22 protein-coding genes are annotated in these 21,801 nt (G+C 70.9%); 5 read left to right on the top strand and 17 right to left on the bottom strand.

Going from position 1 to position 21,801, the window contains the following annotated elements:
• Nucleotide 1 precedes the first annotated feature (1 nt).
• From QNO21_RS00985 to QNO21_RS00975, 3 genes are all read right to left on the bottom strand, one after another.
• A complete protein-coding gene (locus QNO21_RS00985) occupies nt 2-421 on the bottom strand; it encodes a dehydrogenase (RefSeq protein WP_257515989.1) in 420 nt (139 codons plus the stop codon).
• 251 nt (nt 422-672) lie between these two features.
• Nucleotides 673-1,368 (bottom strand): hypothetical protein, encoded by a 696-nt coding sequence (locus tag QNO21_RS00980; protein ID WP_257519837.1) that lies wholly within the window; start codon nt 1,366-1,368, stop codon nt 673-675.
• Between the two features lie 49 nt (nt 1,369-1,417).
• On the bottom strand, nt 1,418-1,918 hold the full coding sequence (locus QNO21_RS00975) for an amino-acid N-acetyltransferase (protein ID WP_257515987.1): 501 nt from the start codon (nt 1,916-1,918) through the stop codon (nt 1,418-1,420).
• A 124-nt stretch (nt 1,919-2,042) separates the two neighbouring features.
• Between QNO21_RS00975 and QNO21_RS00970 the strand changes: the two genes are divergently transcribed.
• Together QNO21_RS00970 and QNO21_RS00965 are read left to right on the top strand one after the other, a co-directional pair.
• Entirely contained in the window at nt 2,043-4,556 is a 2,514-nt protein-coding gene (locus QNO21_RS00970; protein ID WP_257519836.1) for a circularly permuted type 2 ATP-grasp protein, read from the top strand.
• The gene (locus QNO21_RS00965) at nt 4,553-5,434 is read left to right on the top strand and encodes a transglutaminase family protein (RefSeq protein WP_257515985.1); all 882 of its coding nucleotides are present in this window, start codon (nt 4,553-4,555) and stop codon (nt 5,432-5,434) included. Before QNO21_RS00970 ends, QNO21_RS00965 begins: the two co-directional genes overlap by 4 nt.
• A 78-nt stretch (nt 5,435-5,512) precedes the next feature.
• Here the strand turns inward: QNO21_RS00965 and QNO21_RS00960 are convergent, their stop codons facing one another.
• Entirely contained in the window at nt 5,513-8,038 is a 2,526-nt protein-coding gene (locus tag QNO21_RS00960; protein WP_257519835.1) for an ATP-dependent Clp protease ATP-binding subunit, read from the bottom strand.
• A 185-nt stretch (nt 8,039-8,223) separates the two neighbouring features.
• Between QNO21_RS00960 and QNO21_RS00955 the strand changes: the two genes are divergently transcribed.
• Nucleotides 8,224-8,847, top strand: coding sequence for a DUF2975 domain-containing protein (locus tag QNO21_RS00955; protein ID WP_257519834.1), 624 nt, complete (start codon nt 8,224-8,226; stop codon nt 8,845-8,847).
• On the top strand, nt 8,844-9,080 hold the full coding sequence (locus QNO21_RS00950; RefSeq protein ID WP_257514756.1) for a helix-turn-helix domain-containing protein: 237 nt from the start codon (nt 8,844-8,846) through the stop codon (nt 9,078-9,080). The genes QNO21_RS00955 and QNO21_RS00950 overlap by 4 nt, the downstream gene beginning before the upstream one ends.
• A gap of 90 nt (nt 9,081-9,170) precedes the next feature.
• On the opposite strand, the gene QNO21_RS00945 is transcribed toward QNO21_RS00950, so the two are convergent.
• The 4 genes from QNO21_RS00945 to QNO21_RS00930 form a co-directional block, all read right to left on the bottom strand.
• On the bottom strand, nt 9,171-10,115 hold the full coding sequence (locus QNO21_RS00945) for an endonuclease domain-containing protein (protein ID WP_257519833.1): 945 nt from the start codon (nt 10,113-10,115) through the stop codon (nt 9,171-9,173).
• Between the two features lie 207 nt (nt 10,116-10,322).
• On the bottom strand, nt 10,323-11,054 hold the full coding sequence (locus QNO21_RS00940; RefSeq protein WP_257519832.1) for a hypothetical protein: 732 nt from the start codon (nt 11,052-11,054) through the stop codon (nt 10,323-10,325).
• 63 nt (nt 11,055-11,117) lie between these two features.
• Nucleotides 11,118-12,584, bottom strand: a complete 1,467-nt coding sequence (gene cls / locus QNO21_RS00935) for a cardiolipin synthase (protein WP_257519831.1) — start codon at nt 12,582-12,584, stop codon at nt 11,118-11,120.
• Between the two features lie 45 nt (nt 12,585-12,629).
• Entirely contained in the window at nt 12,630-12,833 is a 204-nt protein-coding gene (locus QNO21_RS00930) for a hypothetical protein (RefSeq protein WP_257514752.1), read from the bottom strand.
• Between the two features lie 132 nt (nt 12,834-12,965).
• On the opposite strand from QNO21_RS00930, the gene QNO21_RS00925 reads away from it, so the two are divergent.
• Entirely contained in the window at nt 12,966-14,078 is a 1,113-nt protein-coding gene (locus QNO21_RS00925; RefSeq protein WP_257519830.1) for a DUF4192 family protein, read from the top strand.
• Between the two features lie 36 nt (nt 14,079-14,114).
• Here the strand turns inward: QNO21_RS00925 and lysS are convergent, their stop codons facing one another.
• The 9 genes from lysS to folE form a co-directional block, all read right to left on the bottom strand.
• Complete coding sequence (gene lysS / locus QNO21_RS00920; RefSeq protein WP_257514750.1) at nt 14,115-15,641, bottom strand: lysine--tRNA ligase; 1,527 nt, start codon at nt 15,639-15,641, stop codon at nt 14,115-14,117.
• A gap of 147 nt (nt 15,642-15,788) precedes the next feature.
• The gene (locus QNO21_RS00915) at nt 15,789-16,499 is read right to left on the bottom strand and encodes a DUF2520 domain-containing protein (RefSeq protein ID WP_257519829.1); all 711 of its coding nucleotides are present in this window, start codon (nt 16,497-16,499) and stop codon (nt 15,789-15,791) included.
• A complete protein-coding gene (locus QNO21_RS00910) occupies nt 16,496-18,412 on the bottom strand; it encodes a PH domain-containing protein (protein ID WP_257519828.1) in 1,917 nt (638 codons plus the stop codon). The genes QNO21_RS00915 and QNO21_RS00910 overlap by 4 nt, the downstream gene beginning before the upstream one ends.
• Entirely contained in the window at nt 18,409-19,029 is a 621-nt protein-coding gene (locus QNO21_RS00905) for a PH domain-containing protein (protein ID WP_306813641.1), read from the bottom strand. Before QNO21_RS00905 ends, QNO21_RS00910 begins: the two co-directional genes overlap by 4 nt.
• Nucleotides 18,980-19,477 (bottom strand): DUF3180 domain-containing protein, encoded by a 498-nt coding sequence (locus QNO21_RS00900; RefSeq protein WP_257519827.1) that lies wholly within the window; start codon nt 19,475-19,477, stop codon nt 18,980-18,982. Before QNO21_RS00900 ends, QNO21_RS00905 begins: the two co-directional genes overlap by 50 nt.
• Nucleotides 19,474-20,028: a 2-amino-4-hydroxy-6-hydroxymethyldihydropteridine diphosphokinase gene (gene folK / locus QNO21_RS00895; protein ID WP_257519826.1), complete on the bottom strand. Its 555-nt coding sequence runs from the start codon at nt 20,026-20,028 to the stop codon at nt 19,474-19,476. The genes QNO21_RS00900 and folK overlap by 4 nt, the downstream gene beginning before the upstream one ends.
• On the bottom strand, nt 20,025-20,396 hold the full coding sequence (gene folB / locus QNO21_RS00890; protein WP_257514745.1) for a dihydroneopterin aldolase: 372 nt from the start codon (nt 20,394-20,396) through the stop codon (nt 20,025-20,027). Before folB ends, folK begins: the two co-directional genes overlap by 4 nt.
• Complete coding sequence (folP, locus tag QNO21_RS00885) at nt 20,393-21,211, bottom strand: dihydropteroate synthase (RefSeq protein ID WP_257519825.1); 819 nt, start codon at nt 21,209-21,211, stop codon at nt 20,393-20,395. The genes folB and folP overlap by 4 nt, the downstream gene beginning before the upstream one ends.
• Nucleotides 21,208-21,798, bottom strand: coding sequence for a GTP cyclohydrolase I (folE, locus tag QNO21_RS00880; RefSeq protein ID WP_257514743.1), 591 nt, complete (start codon nt 21,796-21,798; stop codon nt 21,208-21,210). Before folE ends, folP begins: the two co-directional genes overlap by 4 nt.
• Nucleotides 21,799-21,801 lie beyond the last annotated feature (3 nt).

Genomic DNA, 21,801 nt, shown 5'->3' with positions numbered 1-21,801 from the left:
CTCAGTCAGCGGGGGCTGCGGCGTCCAACGCCGCGATGAGATCGGCGGGCGATGCCTGCAGCGGATGCGGCCCGGCGATGTCGAAGAACACCGTGGTGATCTCCTCCTCGTGGGCGCTGAGAAAGGCGCGTAGCCAGGCCGGCGACTGCAGCGCCACCCCGGGGGGCAGGGTCGCCGGCTTGTGGACGGCATCGCTGAACAGCAGCAACGCGACGTCGCCGGTGCGCGGGTCGCGATAGGTCCAGACCTCGCCCACATCGAGCGGGTTGTCGCGCTGGCCGGGCCGCATCAGCGGCACGACCGTCGGCCCGTGGCGCAGCGCGAACGCGATCGCGGCCATGTCCTGCGTCTGCAGTGCGTCCTGCAGCTGCGGGTTGCGAAACTCGGACGGCGAGCGCTTCGCCTTCTTCTTGCCGGCCATTCCCCCAGCCTACCGAGCAAGGGAAAGGGCCCTCTCGGGCCGCCCATTGGGGACTGGGTGACTCGAAAGGGCCCAACGCTCACCGCCGCCGTGATTCCCTCGGTGCGACTCTGGGGAGGGTTGCACTCAACTGCTGGGGACAGCGGGGACGACGTGCGGGAGCTGGGTCCAGAATAGTTCAGGTCCCCCGACGAGGGCTGTCCCCTCTTTGGGGGACATTGGTGAGAAAGCTCTCAGAAGAGACCCGCCGGTCAGTTCAGCTGGAATTGCCGGCTCTCCGACGACTCCACCCCGCCGATCGAGACCTTCAGGTGAAACGACGACCCGCCGCCCGGAGCGGTCTGGCGGTCGACGTCGCCGCACGTCGAGACCGACGAGCGGGTACGGTCCCAGGTGAGCGGGGTGACGCTGGTGACGGTCTGTCCGGCGTCGACGGTGACCGTCTGATCGCTGGGCTCCGTCTGGCAGTCGGTTGAGCGCCACCAGACATCGTCACCGCTGCTGATCGTGAAGGTCTGTGTCGTCGTCCCCACGTTCATCGTGCAGGGGACACCGCCGGTGTTGGTGAGCGAGATCGACAGCTGCGGGTTCTCGCCAGCGGCGTAGGACCCCTTGTCGGTGATGCCGCTGACCTCCACCATGCCGGCCGTGCAGGCGACGGCGGGCGCGGCGTCGCCCTCGGGCGCGTCGGCCCCCGGTTCGGCCTGCGACGCCGTGGGGCTGGGCAGCGGCGTGGCGATGGCGGTGCCGGCGACGGTGCCGGACGGCGACGGCGACGCCGACGGGGTCGGGGCGGAGCTCGGGTCGGTCTGACTCGCGCCGGCGTTCCACGGCTGCCACACCAGCAGCACGATCCCGACGATCACGACGATGACGACCAGCAGCACCGTCAGCCGACGACGGCGGTAGACGGCGGGCGAATGCCTGCGACGGACGGGTTCGGACATGGGTACAAGGCTACGTCGCGGGTGCCGCCACGGCCCGGGGGCGCGCCCGCTACAGCTGCTTGAGCATGCGCGTGTTGCCGAGGGTGTTCGGCTTGACGTGCGCCAGGTCGAGGAACTCCGCGATCCCCTCATCGGGGCTGCGCAGCAGCTGCCAGTAGACGTCGGGGTCGACGATGTGCTCGCCGATCGGCGCGAACCCGCGGGCGCGGAAGAAGTCCACCTCGAACGTGAGGCAGAACAGCCGCGAGAGGCCGAGCGCGCGCGCGTCGTCTTCGAGGCGGTCGACGATGGCACGCCCGACGCCGCGGTGCAGCCACTCGTCGACGACGATCAGGGTGCGCACCTCACCCAGGTCCTCCCACATGACGTGCAGAGCACCGCACCCCACGAGCTCACCGTCCGCCTCGGCGACCACGAACTGCTGCACCGATTCGAACAGCACGACGATGTCCTTGCCCAGCAGGATCCGCCGCTGCACATAGGGCTCCAGCATCGCCATGATGCCCCGCACGTCGGAGGTACGGGCGGCACGGACGGTGAAGCTGGTCACCGTCTCACCTTAATCGGCGGGGGCCGGAGGCGCCGTGGCCACCGCCGTGGGCGGTCCTCCGGTAAATTCGAACCACGCCCGCCGCCCGGCGCCGCTGCCCCCGAACCGGAGGAGGTCCGCAGGCGTGAGTGTTCTGCGCGATTACGCGGCAGCGGTGAGCGAGCCGACACTGCCGTTCTCTCTGCCCGGTGTGGTCAACCGTTATGACGAGGTGGTCTCGCCCGACGGCGGTCTGCGGCCGGGCTGGAAGGCCATGGCAGACCTGGCCCTTGCCCTCACCCCCGACGAGCTGCGCCGCGTCGACGGCGAAATCAGGCGCTTTCTCGCCGACGACGGCGTCACCTATGTGACGCCCGACGCAGGCGCGCAGCCCTGGCAGCTGGACCCCATGCCGCTCGTCATCGACGCCCCGACCTGGGCGCGACTCGAAGTGGGACTCGCCCAGCGCGCCGAGCTGCTCAACGCCGTGCTCAGCGACTTCTACGGACCGCAGACTCTCCTCGCCTCCGGCGTGGTCCCCTCGGCATGCGTCTTCGGACACTCCGGTTTCGCCCGGCCGGTGGCCAGGCCGGGAGCAGCGGGCACGCAGCCGCTCGTGCTGTCGGCCGCCGACCTCGGGCGCGACGCGGAGGGCGACTGGCACGTGCTCGCCGACCGCGTGCAGGCGCCGTCGGGACTCGGCTTCGCCATGCAGAACCGTCGGGTCATCGCGCAGGTGCTGCCCGACCTCTACCAGGGCAGCGACCTGCACCGCATGGAACCGTACTTCTCGGCCCTGCGCGCCGCGCTGCTCGACAGCGCCCCGGGCGTCGCCTCTCCACAAGTGGTGGTCCTCTCCCCCGGCCCGCACTCCGAGACGGCGTTCGACCAGGCCTTCCTCGCCAATGCGCTCGGCATGCCGCTCGTGCAGGGCAGCGACCTGGTGGTGCGCGACGGCTGGGTCTGGATGAAACCTGCCGGCTGGCCCCACGCCCGGCCGCGCGAGCGCGTGGACGTCATCGTGCGACGAGTGGATGCCGAGTGGTGCGATCCGCTCGAGCTGCGTGCCGACTCCCGGCTGGGAGTGGCCGGTCTGACCGAGGCGGTGCGGCGCGGCCGCGTGCGCCTGGTCAACGGGCTCGGCGCGGGCGTGCTCGAGAACCCCGGGCTCATGCCATTCCTGCCGGCTGCCTGCGAAGCGCTGCTGGGCGAGCAGCTGCGCCTGCCGTCGGTGCCGACCTGGTGGTGCGGTGACCCCGAAGGGCGCGAGCAGGTGCTCGACCGCCTCGCGTCCGACGACTCCACCCTGCTGGTGCGCACGATCGACGAGCCTCGCGCCCAGCTGGCCGACCTTCCGACAGCACAGCTGGCCGCGCTCATCACGGCCGCCCCGCATCGGTATGTCGGTCAAGACGTGCTGCCGCTGTCGCAGGCGCCGGTCTGGGCGGAGCGTTCGCGCGCCGCTGCCCGCCCCGTGGTGTTCCGAAGCTTCACGCTTCGTTACGGCTCGGCCTATCGCCCCCTGGTGGGCGGACTGGCCACCGTGCGCGCGGGCGAAGAGGCCAGCCCCACGACCAAGGACGTCTGGGTGCTCAAGGCCGCACAGGACGACCCCGACCAGGGACTCGTCGAGAGCGCGCCACCGGCGATCGGCCCCACCGTGCCGACCCTCGCGCCGCGCGCGCTGGCCGACATGTTCTGGGCTGGCCGCTACGCCGAGCGAGCCGAAGACATGCTTCGGCTGCTGTTGACCACGCACCACCAGCTGGAACAGCTCAGCCGCCGCCACAGCGCGCAGGCCGCCGAGAGCACCGGCGTGCTGCTGGCGGCGCTGCAGCGCCTCGCCGGCAGCCAGCAGCTGTCGGACCCCGACGCCGACCTTCGCTCGCTGCTGCTGGACGCCGGCCGCAGCGGCAGCGCCGCGCACGCGATCGCCCGGTTGCGCGAAGCCCTCGAAGGCGTCCGCGATCAGCTCTCGGGAGACACCTGGCGCGTGTTCTCGAATGTCGACCGGGCGACGCGCGCGCTTCGATCCGGCCCGCACGCGCACCGTACCGCCGAATCCGCCGGCCGCATGCTCACCGCAGTGCTGTCGCTGCAGGGCGTGACGGCGAACATGATGCGCGACCCGGGCTGGCACATGATCGAGGCGGGCCGCCACCTCGAGCGCGGGCTGCAGCTGTGCCACCTGATGCTGGCCACCACCACCCGTCGCCGCGAGTACCGCGCCGACCGAGAAGTGCTGGAGGCAACCCTCACAGCGGCCGAGAGCATCGTCACCTACCGGCGCCGTTACCGCGGATCGGTGCGCACCGCCGACGCGCTGGAGCTGCTGCTGTCAGACCGTGACAACCCGCGGTCGCTCGCGTTCTCGCTGGGTGCGATGCGCGCGCACCTCGCCGCCATGCCCGCCTCGACCGGCTCCACCCGACCGGAGCGCCTGCTGGAGCACATCGAGACGGCACTCGAGCACGTCGACGTCACCGCGCTCACGGCGACCGACGGCGAGCACCGTCCCGCCCTGACGGAGTTCCTCGTCAGCACCGTCTCCCAGCTCGAGCAGCTCGCCGATGCCGTCTCCCACGTGCAGTTCGAGAGCGGACCGCCGCCGCTGCCGCTGTCGGAGCTGGCCCTCATCGAGGAACGGACGGGCGCATGAGGTACCGCGTCTGGCACCGCACGACCTACACCTACAGCGACCGGGTCGAGGACAGTGTGGGGCTGTACCACCTGGTTCCCCGTGACCTTCCGTGGCAGCAGGTGCACGACCACGCCGTCACCGTGCAGCCGCAGCCCGGCGACATCGACCCCGACGTGGACTACTTCGGCAACGCCGCGACGTACTTCCACCTCACGCAGCCGCACGGCACGCTCGTGATCGAGGCAGCCGGCGACGTCGAGGTGCACGCGCCGACGTACGACGAGTCCGCGCTCGCACAGCCGTGGGAGCAGGCGCGTCCCCTCCACCACCCCGAGGTGCCCGGCGCCTGGCGCGCGGTGGAGTATGCCCTGGAGTCGCCCCGCGCGGCCCACGTGGCCGAGGCGACCGAGTACGCCGCGGCATCCCTCACCCCCGGTCGCCCGCTGGGCGAGGCCGCCACCGACCTCATGCGCCGCATCCACGCCGACTTCGCGTACGACAGCACGGCGACCACCGTCACCAGCACCGTCTCGGACGTGCTGCGGGCGCGGGCGGGCGTGTGCCAGGACTTCGCGCATCTGGCGCTGGCGTGCCTGCGTGGCCACGGCGTCGCCGCCCGCTACGTCAGCGGCTACCTCGCCACCCAGCCGCCGCCGGGTAAGCAGCGCGTCTTCGGTGCCGATGCCTCCCACGCGTGGCTCGCGGTCTGGGTGCCCGGCACCGATGAATGGCTGGCGATCGACCCCACGAACGACCAGTGGGCAGGCGACCGGTACGTCACGGTCGCGTGGGGGCGCGACTACGGCGATGTCTCGCCGGTGAAGGGCATCATCTTCACCGAGGCGAAGAACTCGACCCTGCGCGTGCAGGTCGACGTCGCTCCGATCGACGACTGACAGACAGACAGACAGACAGCGAGAGCGGATGCCGTGTGGCATCCGCTCTCGCTGTTGTTCAGCCCGTAGGCCCGGGCATTACTCCGCGCCGGCGATGATGTCGGGCGTCGCGGTGATCTCACCGACGGTGCCCACGCCGACCGAGACCTTCTCGCCGCGCGGGGCGCTCTCGAAGGTGAAGCCGTTGGCGTCGGAACCGACCTTCACGTGGTCGCCCGCGTTGAGCTGCCCGTGCAGGATGCGCTCGCTGAGCTGGTCCTCGATCTCACGCTGCATGGCGCGGCGCAGCGGCCGGGCTCCGAGGGTCGGGTCGAACCCGATCTCGATGAGGCGGTCGGTCGCCTCGGGCGACAGCTCCACCGTCATGTCGCGGTCGAGCAGGCGCTCGGCCAACCGCTTGGTGAACAGGCCGACGATCTGGCGAAGCTCGTCCTTGTTCAGCTGCGGGAAGACGATGATGTCGTCGAGGCGGTTGAGGAACTCGGGCTTGAAGTGGCGCTTGAGCTCCTCGTCGACCTTGCCCTTCATGCGGTCGTAGGAGGTCTGGGCGTTCCCCTCGACCTGGAAGCCCACAGGGCCGCCCGCGATCGCCGACGAACCGAGGTTCGTCGTCATGATGATCACGGTGTTCTTGAAGTCGATGACGCGGCCCTGACCGTCGGTCAGGCGTCCCTCCTCCAGAATCTGCAGCAGCGAGTTGAAGATGTCCGGGTGGGCCTTCTCGATCTCGTCGAAGAGCACGACCGAGAACGGCTTGCGCCGCACCTTCTCGGTGAGCTGGCCACCCTCTTCGAATCCGACGAACCCGGGAGGGGCTCCGAACAGGCGCGAGACGGTGTGCTTCTCGCCGAACTCGCTCATGTCGAGCGAGATCAGCGCGCCCTCGTCGTCGAAGAGGAACTCCGCCAGCGCCTTGGCGAGCTCGGTCTTTCCGACGCCCGTGGGGCCGGCGAAGATGAACGAGCCCGAGGGGCGCTTGGGGTCCTTGAGACCCGCGCGCTGACGACGGATCGTGCGCGACAGCGCCGCGATCGCCTCGTCCTGGCCGATGACGCGCTGGTGCAGCGCCTTCTCCATGAAGACGAGTCGGCTGGACTCCTCTTCGGTCAGCTTGAACACCGGGATGCCGGTGGCCTGCGCGAGCACCTCGGCGATCAGGCCCTCGTCGACCACGGCGTGGCTGGCGACGTCACCCGAGCGCCACTGCTTCTCGAGGCGCAGACGCTCGGCGAGCAGGGACTTCTCCTCGTCGCGCAGGGCGGCGGCCTTCTCGAAGTCCTGGTCCTCGCTGGCGCGCTCTTTGTCCTCGCGGACCTTGGCGATCTTGTCGTCGAACTCGCGCAGCTCCGGCGGGCTCGACAGGATCGACAGACGCAGGCGGGCGCCGGCCTCGTCGATCAGGTCGATGGCCTTGTCGGGCAGGAACCGGTCGCTGACGTAGCGGTCGGCGAGGTTGGCCGCCGCGACGATCGCGCCGTCGGTGATCTGCACCTTGTGGTGCGCCTCGTAGCGGTCGCGCAGCCCCTTCAGGATGTTGATCGCGTGGGGCAGGCTCGGCTCGGCGACCTGGATCGGCTGGAAGCGGCGCTCGAGCGCGGCATCCTTCTCGAAGTGCTTGCGGTACTCATCGAGCGTGGTCGCGCCGATGGTCTGCAGCTCGCCGCGGGCGAGGAGGGGCTTGAGAATGGATGCCGCATCGATCGCGCCCTCGGCCGCGCCGGCGCCGACGAGGGTGTGGATCTCGTCGATGAACACGATGATGTCGCCGCGGGTGCGGATCTCCTTGGTGACCTTCTTCAGGCGCTCCTCGAAGTCACCGCGGTAGCGGGACCCGGCGATGAGCGACCCGAGGTCCAGCGAGTAGACCTGCTTGTCCTTCAGCGTCTCGGGGACCTCGTTCTTGACGATCGCCTGTGCGAGGCCCTCGACGACGGCGGTCTTGCCGACGCCGGGCTCGCCGATGAGGACGGGGTTGTTCTTCGACCGGCGGGAGAGGATCTGCATGACCCGCTCGATCTCCTTCTCGCGCCCGATCACCGGGTCGAGCTTGTTGTCGCGCGCGGCCTGGGTGAGGTTACGCCCGAACTGGTCGAGCACCGCCGATCCACCCTGGGCGGGCGCGTTCTGCTCGCCGGGGCCGGCCGCGACGCCCGCGGGCTCCTTGCCCTGGTAGCCGCTGAGCAGCTGGATGACCTGCTGGCGCACCTTGTTCAGGTCGGCGCCCAGCTTGACGAGCACCTGCGCGGCGACGCCCTCACCCTCGCGGATGAGACCGAGCAGGATGTGCTCGGTGCCGATGTAGTTGTGGCCGAGCTGCAGCGCTTCGCGCAGGGACAGCTCCAGCACCTTCTTGGCCCGCGGCGTGAACGGGATGTGTCCCGTCGGCTGCTGCTGGCCCTGCCCGATGATGTCCTGCACCTGCTCGCGCACAGCGTCGAGCGAGATACCGAGCGACTCCAGCGCCTTCGCGGCGACCCCCTCGCCCTCGTGGATGAGGCCGAGCAGGATGTGCTCGGTACCGATGTAGTTGTGGTTGAGCATCTTCGCCTCTTCTTGGGCGAGCACAACCACACGACGGGCACGGTCCGTGAATCTCTCGAACATCGTCGACTCCTCCAAGCGCACAGTTGTGGCGCTTACCGAAAAGGGTAACGACCGGAGGGTGCCCCTATGCCCGTTGTTCGCCACGGGCGGATGCCGGCGTCGGCGCCATCCGGTGTTGACGGACATATCGAGAATCGATACTGTAACGATGATCGATATTAACGATACTCGTTATGGAGGAAATCATGTCGCACGCGACGACCACGGGGCGCGCCCTGTCGACCGGTGACCGGTTCGGATTGATGTTCATGATGATCGCGGGAGCGGCCCTCACGGTCGGAACCGTCGTCGCTGCGGTGGCCCGCATCGTGGACGTGCTGACGGCCGAGAGCGTGCAGGTGCTCGCGGAGTTCGTCGACACCCCCGCCCTCGCCCCCATCGGCGTGGACGGCGCCGATGCGGCCGTCGAGCTCGACACGGCCGTGCTCACGGTCTCGGACCTGCCCGTGGCGTCGCTGTGGTCGATCGTGATCCAGCAGGTGCTGATGGTGGCGGCGGTCCTCATCGTCGTGGTCTGCCTGCTGCTGCTGTCGCGCAGCGTGCTGCGCGACCGGGTGTTCAGCCGCACGAACACACGCCTGGTGACCACCGCCGGCCTCACCGCGATCCTGGGCGCTGCGGCCTACCCGTTCTTCGGCAACATGGCCGCCAACGGGGCGTTCGCCGCTCTCTCGGACGGCACCTTCAACAACGTGCTCATGTCGGTCGACATCGCGTCGCTGCTGATGCTCGGGTTCGTCGCGGCGCTGGCCTCGACCGTGTTCACCGTCGGCGACCGCCTGCAGCGCGAGACCGAGGGCCTCGTATGAGCCCCGCGGAGGAGGACGGCCCCACCGGCATCCACTGCCGTCTGGACGAGCTGCTCGCCGAGCGGGGCATGACCCTGGCGCGACTGTCGGAGCTGGTGGGGGTGTCGGTGGTGAACCTGTCGGTACTGAAGAACGACCGCGCGCGGGCGATCCGGTACTCGACGCTGTCGGCCGTGTGCCGGGCGCTGGACTGCGAGGTCGGGGACCTGCTGGTGCGCTCCGAGCCCCGCTGACGGGCGGCTGGGCTGCTCGAGTGTCCCGTCCGCACAGTCGCGGCGCGGAGCACCCGCCATGTGCGACACCGGAGCAGCGCGGGCGACGGCTCAGGCCGCGGCACGAATCGCGCGACGCACACGGAGCACCAGACGCTCGGAATACCGGAACAGGTCCTCACTCGTGACGCGGATCACCCGCCACCCCTCGGCCGCGAGCAGCTCGTATCGGCGGATGTCATTCGCCCACTGCGTCGCGTCGAAGAGATGGTGCGCGCCCTCGTATTCGACCGCGACCTTCCACTGCGGGTAGGCAAGATCCACGCACGCGATGAACCGGCCGCCACCGTCGACCACGGTGTGGTTGATGAGCGGCTCCGGCAATCCGGCATCCACGATCACCAGCCGCGTCCAGGTCTCTGTGCGCGACGCCACGCACGGTCGCACCCGCACCAGCGCTTCACGCAACGCGCGCACACCGACACGCCGCTTCGTGAAGACGGCGGCCTCGAGCTGCGCGCGGGTGGCGAGGGGGCCCGCGGCGTCGTGCCGACGGTCGCTCACAAGGGCGTCCGCGACCGCCACGAGATCGTAGGGATGCCGGAGCACGCCGCCGAGCATCGCCCAGGTGCTGGCGGGGGTCGGCACCGGGAGCCGGTGCTCCGGGTGCACGGTCAGTCGTACGTGTTCGGGCTGCACGCGATGACCGCGCAGCCCGCGCGCCCGCGGTGGACGCGTGGGATGCAGCACTCCGACGTCGAGTTCGTCCTGCGCGAGGAGGATGCCGGCAGGAAGTGGCACGCCCCACAGGACGGCGGCCGTCAGGTGCGAGAAGAAGGCCCCGTCACTGAGCCGAAGGTCCGCGATGCGGGCGCGAGCGACGATCCCGTCCTCGGGTCGCCGCACCGGTGGCCGGCCATCACGGACGACGTGCACGCCGTGGAACGGGTGCTCGAGATCTGCCGCGCGGAGCCTCGAGCGTGCCACGCCGGCCGCTGCGGCATCCGCCGTGGTGAACGCCGGCGTCGAGAACTCGGGGAGCGGGTGACGAAGCATGGCGACAACCTGGCATCCGTGGGCTGCCACCGCAGCCCCGGAACACCTCCTGGGGATGGATCCTCGCCATCGGCACCCTGTGCAGGAGCCCCGCGTGCTCGCAGCGGAGCGACACGCGCCGCTCCGGTGGCGCTTCCGCACGGTCGGAGCCCTCCGCCACCCGCCATTCGCGACACTCGAGCAGCGCCGCGTGCGGCGCGCCGGGGGTCAGCCGAGGATCGTCGTCGTGACCGGCATCGCGAACTCCGGCCCGCCGCCGGTCAGTGTCAGCGTGACGGGCGCATCGGCGTCGAGGTCACCCTCGGGGTACGCGAGCACCGCGCGCGGTGCGATGTCCATCGTGCACATGCGGTCGGGCTCGGGCTCGGCGAAGGTGACCGTGACGGCGTCGGATGCCGTCACCTCGATGTCCTGGACGGTCGGCGGGCACGACGAGGAGCCCCACGTGACGATCGCGAACACCCCGTCGTCCACCCACCCGGCACTCGGGGCGTAGTCCGTCTCACCCGACGGGGCGGGCAGTCCCGCGACGCCGTCGAGGTCGGTCTCGCCGCGGTAGCCGTCGCCGGCGACCTCGATCTGCAGATCCTGCGAGGGATCGATGCCGGCGGGGAGCGAGACGACCGTCACCCGCGGCGCCATGTCGGCGGTGCAGACCTCGGATGCCGGTTCCACGAGCGTGACCTCGAGCACCCCGTCGGCCGACAGGGTGGCACCGTCGGCGATCGGCACGCACGAGGATGACCCTTGGGTCACGAGGCCCACCATGCGGCCGCCGTCGAGCCACGCGGCATCCACTTCGACCTCCGTCGCGCCACCCGTGCCCCCGCTTGCCGGAGGCGTCGGGTCGGACGAGTCAGTGGCACAGGCGCTGAGCGATGCCATCAGCAGCAGGGCGAGGCCGCCCCCTGCGACAGCGGAGACGAATCGGGTGGTCATGGCATCCATCCTGGCGTGTCTGTCTGAGCGCTGACGACGAGTGCGGTCACAGCCCGGTAACACTCACTGCAGTGCGGAGGTGAGCCTCGCCAGATTGTCGAGCACGGTCGAGCGCAACGGCTGCTGCTCCCACTCCTCCAGGGTCAGCTCCCGGCTCAGCCCGCGGTACATCTGCTCGACGTCGCGCATCTCGGTGACGAACTCCTCCCCTCGCACCAGCATCGACACCTCGAGGTTCAGACCGAACGAGCGCATGTCCATGTTGCTCGAGCCGATCACGGCGACCTCGTCGTCGACGGTCATCGACTTCGAGTGCAGGATGTAGGGCTTGCGGTACATCCAGATGCGCACGCCTGCGCGCAGCAGCGCCTCGTAGTAGCTGCGCTGGGCGTGATAGACGATCGCCTGATCGCCCTCCTCCGAAACGAACATCTGCACGTCGACGCCGCGCTGGCACGCGGTCGAGATCGCCAGCAGCATCGACTCATCCGGCACGAAGTACGGGCTGACGATGATGAGCTTGCGCTGTGCGGCGTACATCAGACTCAGGAACAGCTTGAGGTTGTTCTGGAACTCGAACCCCGGCCCCGACGGCACGATCTGGCAGTCCAGGTCCCCTGGCCCGGTCGTGACTTCGAACAGGTCGATCTCCTCGGTGAGCGTCTCGTCCGTCTCGCTGTACCAATCCGAGAGGAACACGGCGTTGACGGATGCCACGACCGGCCCTTCCACACGCACCATGAGGTCGACCCAGTGCAGCCCGCGGCGGATGTTGCGGCGCAGGTTGTAGGTGGAATCGGTGATGTTCTGGGACCCGATGAACGCCATCACCCCGTCGATCACGAGCAGCTTGCGGTGGTTGCGCAGGTCGGGGCGCTGGTACTTGCCCTTGAACGGCTGCACCGGCAGCATCAGGTGCCACTGCGCACCCATGGCGTCGAGCCGGCGCAGCGTCTGCTTGTAGAAGGGCTTTCCGCGGTTGGCCCAGTGGTCCATGAGCACCCGCACCACGACACCGCGCGCGCAGGCCTCTTCGAGGGCCCGGAAGAAGTCGTCGGTCGTGGGGTCGCTCTGGAGGATGTAGAACTCGACATGCACGTAGCGCTTCGCCGTGCGGATCGCCTTGGCCTGTTCCCGCAGCGACGTGTCGTAATCGGCGATGAGGTGCGCGGCGTTGTCGCCGGCGAGGGGGAGGGCACCCAAAGTGCGGTTGAGCGTGACCGTCGCGTTGAACCACTCGGGAGCGTGCGGACGCAGCGTGCCGAAGTCGAGGTGCTCACTCGTCTCGTGGATGTACTCGTTGATCTGGTCCTGCTTGAGGCGGCGCTTGCGGGGCAGCCGCGGATTGCCGATCAACAGGAACAGGAAGACGCCCACGAAGGGCATGAAGTAGATGGCCAGCAGCCATGCCATCGCCGCGGTGGGACGGCGGTTGCGGGGGATGACGATGATCGCCGTGATGCGCACGATGAGGTCCACGAAGAAGACGAGGATGACCCACCAGGTCCAGTCGAAAGTGATGCTGATCACTTTCCCCCCTCGCTGCTCACTCGGTCAGCGTATCGGGGGCGGCGGTCATCCGGCGTTGCGGACGGCTCCGGCGTCGCCGCCGACCGGGGGCAGGCCGCGCTTGGCGCGCTCCTCGGCCTCGATGCGGGCGTAGACCCGGCGCTCGGTGCGGTCCATGCGCAGGATGCCGCGCAGCACGAACCAGAAGAGGCCCGAGACCACGAGGGTGGGAAGCAATGCCCACACGACGGCGGTCCACACAGTGTCCATGCCTCCATCGTACGTGGCCCGCCCTGGGCGCCGGCCCCGCCGACGACGTAACAGGCGCGGAATCCGTCCGGCTCTCCCCCGAGCCCCGGTTTCGGGGCTACGTCCCGGTGCGACGGCGGCCACGCTGGCGGCATGACCACGATCGTGAAGGCGGCGGATGCCGCGCACTTCCTCTCCCTGCTTCCGGCGATGCTCGGGTTCACTCCGGTGCACAGCCTCGTGCTCGTCCCGTTCCGGGGCTCGCGCAGCATCGGGGCGCTGCGGCTCGACCTGCCGCGCGACGGAACCGATCTCGACGCCTTCGCGGCCACGTGCCTCGGCATGGTGTGCCGCGTGCCGCGGGCGGACGCGCTGGCCGCGGCGGTGTTCTCCGATGAGTCGTGCATGTCCGGGTTGCCGGGTTCGGCGCTGCTGGCGAGCATCGGTCGCGCCGCCGACGCCTGCGGGTTGCGCATCACCGATGCCCTGAGCATCGGCAGTGACGGCTGGGGCTCCACCCTCGACGCCGACTGTCCTCGCGGAGGGCGACCGCTCGAGGCGCTGGCGCTGCCGGTACCGGTCACGACCGCTCCAGGTGACCAGACGACCGGTGCCGTCCTGCCGCCCGTGCATCAGAAGCAGGCAGAAGCGGTCGCGTCGGCATTGCGTGCGGTGCGGACCGCGGCCCGGGACCTGGGTGGGGCCGAGGGCGAAGGTCCGCCTCGGCGCGGACGTCCCCGAATCCACCCCGAGGCGCTGGCGGCGGTGGGCCGGCTCGACGACGTGGTGGCGTGCTTCGAGCAGTCCCTCGACACCGACCCCGCGGCGCTGGCACCGTTCGAGGCGGCGCTTCTGGTGTGGTGCCTGTCCCGCCCGGCGCTGCGGGACGTGGCGATCGTGCAGTGGGCGGCCGACGCGCGCCGCGGCATCCGGGCGCTGGACGCGCAGCGGCGGTGGGAAGAGGGCGCGGACTACCCGTCCGACCTCGCGATGACCATGTGGGGCGACGGCCCCCAACCCGACCCCGCCCGGCTCACCCGGGCGCTCGAGCTCACCCGCCGTCTGGCTGCCCTCGCACCGCCCGCCGCGCGCCCGGGCACGCTCGCCACCTGCGCGTGGCTGTCGTGGGCCCTCGGCCGCTCGACACACGCCGATCTGTATGCGCGCATGGCCGCCGAGCTCGATCCCGACCATGGTCTGACGCAGATCGTGCTCGCGTTCGTGGCCGCCGGGCATCTGCCCGACTGGGCGTTCCGCGCGGGGTGACCGGGTGTGGCCCGCCCGCGCGATGCTCCGCTGCGGCTACTTGACCAGCGGGAAGAGGATGGTCTCGCGGATGCCCAGACCCGTGATCGCCATCATGAGCCGGTCGATGCCCATGCCCATGCCGCCCGTGGGAGGCATGGCGTGCTCGAGGGCGCGGAGGAACTCCTCGTCGACCCGCATGGCCTCGTCGTCGCCCTGTGCGGCGAGTTTGGCCTGCTCGACGAAGCGCTCGCGCTGGATGACGGGGTCGACGAGCTCGGAGTATCCCGTGGCCAGCTCGAAGCCTCGGATGTACAGGTCCCACTTCTCCACGACACCGGGGATCGACCGGTGCTCGCGTACGAGAGGGCTGGTGTCGACGGGGAAGTCCATGACGAAGGTGGGGCGGGTCAGGTCTCCCTTGACGAAGTGCTCCCACAGCTCTTCTACGAACTTGCCGTGCGTGGCGATCTTCGGCGGCACCTCGACGCCGACCTCCGCCGCGAACGCGCTGAGCTCCTCCACGGACGTCTGCGGCGTGATCGTGCGTCCGGATGCCGCCGACAGCGACTCGTACATCGAGATGCGGTCCCACTGGCCGCCCAGGTCGTACTCGGTGCCGTCAGCCCAGGTGACCGTGGTGGAGCCGGCGACCGCGATCGCTGCGTTCTGCACGAGCTCCTGGGTGAGGTCGGCGATGCCGTTGTAGTCGCTGTAGGCCTGGTACGCCTCGAGCATGGCGAACTCGGGGCTGTGCGTGGAGTCCGCGCCTTCGTTGCGGAAGTTGCGGTTGATCTCGAAGACGCGGTCGATGCCGCCGACGACGGCGCGCTTGAGGAACAGCTCCGGCGCGATGCGCAGGTACAGCTCGGTGTCGAACGCGTTGGAGTGCGTCACGAACGGGCGCGCGGCGGCGCCGCCGTGCTGCACCTGCAGCATCGGCGTCTCCACCTCGACGAACCCGTGGCGGCCGAACGTGTCCCGCAGGCTGGCGTTCACCTTGGCGCGCGCCAGCACCGTGTCGCGGGCCTGCTGGCGCGTGATGAGGTCGAGGTAGCGCGAGCGCACCCGACTCTCTTCGCTCAGCTCGGTGTAGAGGTTGGGCAGCGGCAGCAGCGCCTTGGCGGCGATCGCCCACTCGCGCACCATGATCGACAGCTCGCCGCGGCGGCTGGAGATGACCTGACCGCTGACGAAGACGTGGTCACCCAAGTCGACGAGGTCCTTCCACGCCTGCAGCGACTCCTCGCCCACCTCGGCGAGCGACACCATCGCCTGGATGCGGCTGCCGTCGCCGGCCTGCAGCGAGGCGAAACACAGCTTGCCGGTGTTGCGGCTGAAGACCACACGGCCCGCGACTCCCGCCACGACACCCGTCTCGTCACCGGGGGCGAGGTCGGCGAACCGCTCGCGCAGCGCCGGGATCGTGTCGGTGACCGGCACCGACACCGGGTAGGCGCCGCCGGCGGCATCCGCTCGCTCGGCGATCAGCCGCTCGCGCTTGGCAAGCCGCACGGCCTTCTGCTCGAACACGTCCTCTTCGAGGGCGTTTTCGGGGGGCGTCGACGACGGCTGTTCAGTCACAGGGGGCTCCTTGGAAAGTCGCCTTACAGTCTACCGGCGGGCCCACGTGGACCTGCCGGGCTGCGACGGCACCGTCAGTGAGCCGCCAGCCGCGCCTGGACGGCCTCGCCCATGACGGGCGCGGATGCCTCGGACGGAGACCGGGCCTCACTCCAGCGGCGGAACCGCCTCATCGTCGGCAGCCGTTCCGGCGGCGGTGAGCGCCTGGTCGATGGTCGAATGCACGAGCGTGGCGAGATACGAACCCGGTTCGGGCACCCCCGCCTGCGCCAGCAGCGCCGCGGCCTGCGCGACGATCGACCGCGAGAAGTCCGTCGCCGTCGCGATGGCCTCGGCATAGGCGGCGCGGTCGGCCTCGCCCACGACGACCGGTTCGCAGCCGAGTTCGACGGCCAGGGCCTGCGCGATCGGCAGCACGGGCGCCGGGGCCGACACCGCCGCGTGGGAGCCGATCAGCTGGCGGACGTCGGTGGTCGTGCCGGTGAAGGTGATGGCGGGATGCAGGGCGAGGGGAATCGCGCCTTGGAGCATCGCCGGCGCGAGCACGTCGTATCCGTGAGCGGGATCGGTGTGCAGCACGAGCTGGCCCGGCTGCCACGCCCCGACGTCCGCGAGACCGCTGACGAGACCCGGCAGTTCGCCGGACGGGACGGCGATGATCACCAGCTCACTGCGGCGCGCGACCTCGACGGCGTCGAGCGTGGGGACGCCCGGCAGGATCGCCTCGACGCGGTCGGGATCGGACCCCGATGTGATCCCGACGAGCGCGTGTCCGGCGCCGGCGAGCGCCGCGGCCAGCACGGGACCCACGCGTCCCGCACCGATCACGCCGACTCCGAGGCGCGCGCTGCGGTTCACCGCGGGTCCTCGGGCTTGTGGGCGTCGGGCGGGCGCGAGTCCCGCCGCTCGGCGGGCGGCGGCACGGCCACTGGGTGCTCGGGCTCCACAAACGCAGCCGGATGCAGCGGCGCCGGCGGCTCGGGGGCCGGCTCACCGACGGCGGATTCGGGCGCCGGCGCGGGCGCGGGTTCGGGTGCCGCCTCGGGCGCACCCGCCGCGGTCCATTCGAGGGCGGGCTGGGATGTCGTGGCGGGCGCTGATTCACGCTCGGTCTCGAGTGCGGGTACGCCGTCCGCGTTCGCCGCGGCCGCGGCCTCACCGGCCCACCGGTGCGACCGGTCGGCGGCGGCCGCGCGCACGGCGGCGGCTTCGACCGCTTCGAGCAGGCTCACGGCGTCGTCGCGGTCGATGGCCGACACGTTGGCGTACACCGGTCCGGTGACGACGTGGCCGCGCACGGCGGCGACCCGCAGTGCGCGGTCGATCGGCCCCTGGTACAGCCCGATGCTCTGCAGCCGGGCCAGCGGGAGGATCGCGAGCTTGCGCCACACGACGCCCCGGCGCAGCAGCAGCTGGTCGCCCGACACGAGGAATCCGTTGCGCTTCCACGACAGCGGGCGGAGAATCCGCGCGCGCCGCGGCGTGGTAGTGAACGCATCGCCCTCGATCGGCCCCTCGACGCCCTGCCGCAGCAGCAGGGCCACGTCGTCGCCGCCGACATCCGGCAGCAGCAGCTGCAGCACGCGCTCGACGTCGGCGAGAGTGCCGACCGGCAGCACGGTGGTGAACTGGTCTGTGGAGCCGTCATAGACGCTCCGTCCGGTGAGCCGGTTGATCTTGATCTTCCACCACCCGAACCGACGCCACAGCACCGACTGGCTCACCTCGAGGGCGTGCACGCGTCCCGGTGGCACGATCTCGGTGACCGTCGTGAGCAGACCGAACGTGATGCGCACCCCGTCGGGGGTGGGCGCGATGGAGTAGCGCAGGGACCGCACGATCTCGCGCACCCAGTACGCGCCGAAACCGATGACCGCGGGCACGACGCTCAGCAGCACCCACGGCGTGCCGACCACAGCGCCCACGATGATCGCGACGACGCCGAGAAGCAGCATCACCGTGCCGGGGCTGATGAGCTGGGACGCCACCAGCCGCCCCACCGGGATGTGCACGACCGACTCGGGCGCTTCGGTGGCCTGGTCGTCACCCTCGATGAGGCCGGTCAGTCCCCGGTTCACCGTCTGCGCGAGCGACCCTGCGCCGGCTGCGGCCGCGGCCGAGGTCCCCAGTCTGCGGCCTGAGGCGAGACGCAGGATGTCGGCACGCACGGCTTCGGCGTTCGCTGTGGAGAGGTACTCGAGCTTCACGTTGGAGTCGGTGCCCGCGCCCACGACCTCGAGCTTGGCCATGCCCAGCAGCCGGGCGATCATCGGCCGCGTCAGGTTCACGCCCTGCACGCGGTCGAGGGGGGCGCGGCGCTGGGTGCGGAACAGGATGCCGGTGCGCACCTCGACGTCGTCGCCGGTGATGCGCAAGGTGTGGAAGCGCCACGACAGGTAGAACCCGGCGATCAGCAGCAGGACGAGGCCGAGCACGACCAGCAGCGCCACGACGACGAGGTTGTTGGCGAGCACCCAGTCGATGGGGTCGCCGCCGCCTTCGATCTCCTCCCACTCCTCGGCGTCGATCTGGCCGCCGGAAAGACCCGGGACGAAGATGGCGATGAGGCGGTCGCGCAGGTTCGCGACGACCACGCCCACGATCACGATGAGCGCCAGTCCGCCGCGCAGCAGCGGCGTCAGCGGGTGCAGGTGGTGCCATTCGCCGTCGCTGAGCGGCGAGCGCACGAGCGCCGGCGGGGGCGTCGGCGCGCCGGCGCGCTGCTCGGTCATGCCGGCGCGCGGCTCGGTCATGCCGACGGGATCGGTCACAGCCCCGTCCGACGGCTCTCGGCGACCGCGATCAGGTGATCGCGCAGCGCCTCGGCGGCCTGCTGCGACAGCCCGGGGATCGTCACGCCCGTGGTGGCCGCAGCGGTGACGAGCTTCAGCTGGGCGATGCCGACCCCTCGGTCCAGCGGTCCGTGGGTGATGTCGACGAGCTGCATCCGTCCATACGGGACGGCCACGATGCGCTGCCAGAGGATGCCGCGACGGAACACCAGGTCGTCGTCGCGCAGCTGGTAGCCGATCGCCCGCACCTGGCGGGGCAGGATCACGATCGTCCACAGCAGGATCACGCCGAGGATGCCACCGGGGATGAGTGCCCACATCTGGTCGAGCAGCAGCGTCAGCACGAGGACGGCGACCACGACGACGAGCAGGAAGATGCCGTAGATGGCGAGCTGCACACGCAGGTACTTGCGGGAGATCTGGTGCCACGTGCCGTGCTCGAGCGCCAGACGCCCCTCACCGCGTGGCTCGATGAGGCGGTCGTACGTCCCGGCGTCGAGGGCCGAGTCGGTCGCGGCCTCACCGGTCGGGTCCACGGTTGCGGCGTCAGTGGTGGGTGGCAGTGCTGTCGGGCCCGGGGGCGGGGGGTTCGTCATCGTCGTCCTTCCGGATGGTGCACAGCTGCTCGGCGACGAGGGCGGTCGCCACCAGGATCGCACCGCCGACCGCGGCCGCGAGGATCGTCGCCACCGAGCCTAGCGAGGGGTCGGCGGGCCGCGTGGCCACGAAGGCTCCGAGACCGCCGGCGAACCCGGCGACGGCGGCACCCGTGATGCTCGCTGACTTCGCGAGCATGGCGACGCGCACGGCCTGGAAGGGGTTCACGGGGCGCGCCGTATGCCGCGCCCCGCCGCGTGTCGCCCGCGAGATCGGCACGGCCAGCGCGACGAGGACCGCGCCGAGCGCGACCAGCAGCACCGGCAGCATGAGGGAGGGGGTGAAGGTGGGCCGCCCGGTGGCGGTGAGCGTCTGGTCGACGATGTATCCGGTGCCGAGGCCCAGCACGGCGGCGACGATGAGCGGGGCGGGCCCGGTGCGCTTCACGAGGCATCCCCCCTCTCGCCGAGGCGGCGCAGCAGGTCGGCGACACGGCCGTGCCCGGGGAGCTCTGCGTCGGGATCGACCGTCAGCCAGGGCCGCAGCACGAAGTCGCGCTCGGCGGCCCGCGGGTGCGGGAGCTGCAACGCGGGGTCGTCGCTCTGCACGTCCCCGTAGGCGATGAGGTCGAGGTCGAGGGTGCGGTCCTGCCAGCGGGCGGCTCCGGGCTCGCGCTCCTCACGGCCGTGGGCCGCTTCGATGGCGTGGAGGTATCCCAGCAGCACGCTGGGCGCCAGCCGGGTGTGCAGCAGAGCCACCGAGTTGAGGTAGGCGGGCGCGTCAGGGTCGGGGCCCTCGGGTGTGAGGGCGACCGTCTCGATCGGCGAGGCGGCGACGACGTCGGTCGTCAGCGGCAGCCGCGCCAGGCTCCGCAGCGCCTCGGTCAGCGTCGTCTCACGGTCCCCGAGGTTCGCCCCCAGCGCGACGACGGCGCGCACGGGAGCCGCATCCGCGCTCTCGTGGGTGGAGCTGAAACCCTGCGCAAGCCGACGGCTCATGGCATCCGCCCTCGGGTGATCGTGACGCTCACGTCGCTGAAGGCCACCGCGATCGGGGCGGCGGGCTTGTGCACCGTCACGCGCACCTGCTGCACCGGCCGGCGGGCGAGCACGGCATCGGCTATGCGGGCGGCGAGGGTCTCGAGCAGGTCGACGGGTTCACCGGCGAGGATCGCCGCGACCTCCTCGGCCAGTTCGCCGTAGTGCACGGTGTCGGCGACGTCGTCCGTGGCGGCCGCGCCCCGGGTGTCGAGCGACAGCACCACGTCGGCGACGAACTCCTGGCCGTCACGGCGCTCGTCGGGGTACACCCCGTGTCGCCCGAAGGCACGGATGCCGGTGACAGCGATCTCATCCAGGTCGCTCACGGTGCTGCTCCCTCTCTCCAGGCGCGGGCCACGGCCAGCGCGTCGCGGGTCGCGGTCACGTCGTGCACCCGCACGGCCCACGCGCCGTCGGCCGATGCCAGCGCGCTCGTGACGGCGGTGGCGAGATCCCGGCGGCGCTCGTCGACGCCGTCCGCCTCCGCGCCGGGCGCGAGGGCTTCGGCGAGGAAGCGCTTGCGGCTGGTTCCCACCAGCACGCGCACGCCGAGCCCCACCACCTGCGGCAGGTGCGACAGCAGCATCCAGTTCTGGTCGCCGCGCTTGCCGAAGCCGATGCCGGGGTCGACGATGAGCCGCTCGCGCGGGATGCCGGCGCTCTCTGCGGCATCCACCCGCGCAGCCAGCTCGGCGAGGACCTCGCCGGTGACGTCGGCGTAGTCGGCGCGGGCGTACATGTCGGTCGAGTGACCCCGCCAGTGGCCGATCGCCAGTTCTGCCTGGGTGCCGGCGACGGCGGCGAACATGCCGTCGTCGGCGAGCCCGCCCGACACGTCGTTGACGATGCGGGCGCCGGCGGCCACGGCGGCGGCGGCCGTCTCGGCGTTCATGGTGTCGATGCTGACCACGGCGCCTGCGTCGGCGAGCGCGGAGACGACCGGAAGCACCCGGTCGCGCTCGACGGCCGGGTCCACACGCTCGGCCCCGGGGCGCGTCGATTCTCCGCCCACGTCGAGCATGTCGGCACCGTCGGCGAGCAGTTGCAGGCCGTGGGCGATCGCGGCATCCGCCCGGGCGTACCGGCCGCCGTCGCTGAACGAATCGGGAGTCACGTTGACGATGCCCATCACGAGGGTCACCGCCCGCTCCCCGCCAGCAGAGCCATGACCTCTGCGCGCGCGGCGGGCTCGGCCATCTCGCCGCGGGCGGCCACCGTCACCGTGGAGGCGTCGGGCTGGCGTCCGCCGCGCATCGTGACGCACTGGTGGGTCGCGTCGAGGACGACGAGCACGCCGCGGGCGTCGATCGCGCCGGCGATGGTATCGGCCACCTGCTCACCCAGGCGCTCCTGCACCTGCGGGCGGGCGGCGAGGATGTCGACCACGCGCGGGAGTGCGCCGAGTCCCACGACCTGCTCGCCGGGGAGGTAGGCGATGTGCGCGTGCCCGGCAAAGGGCAGCAGGTGGTGCTCGCACACGGATCGGAACCGGATGTCGCGCAGCATGACGGCGCCGGAGGGCAGGGTGTCGGGCGCCGGTCCCCGCGACACAGAGATCGTGTGCGCGAGGGGCTCTGCCGGGTCGACGCCGATCCCTGCGAAGAACTCCCCGAAGGTATCGGCGACGCGCTGCGGCGTCAGGCGAAGTCCCGGGCGCTCGGGGTCCTCCCCGATCGCCACCAGCAACTCGCGCACCAGGGCCGAGACGCGCTCACGATCGACGGTCACGCC

Origin of the sequence: Microbacterium sp. zg-Y818, from assembly GCF_030246905.1 — a bacterium.
Taxonomy (GTDB): domain Bacteria; phylum Actinomycetota; class Actinomycetes; order Actinomycetales; family Microbacteriaceae; genus Microbacterium.
The sequence above is the reverse complement of the archived record's forward strand: the minus strand, read 5'-3'. Positions and strand labels throughout refer to the sequence as shown.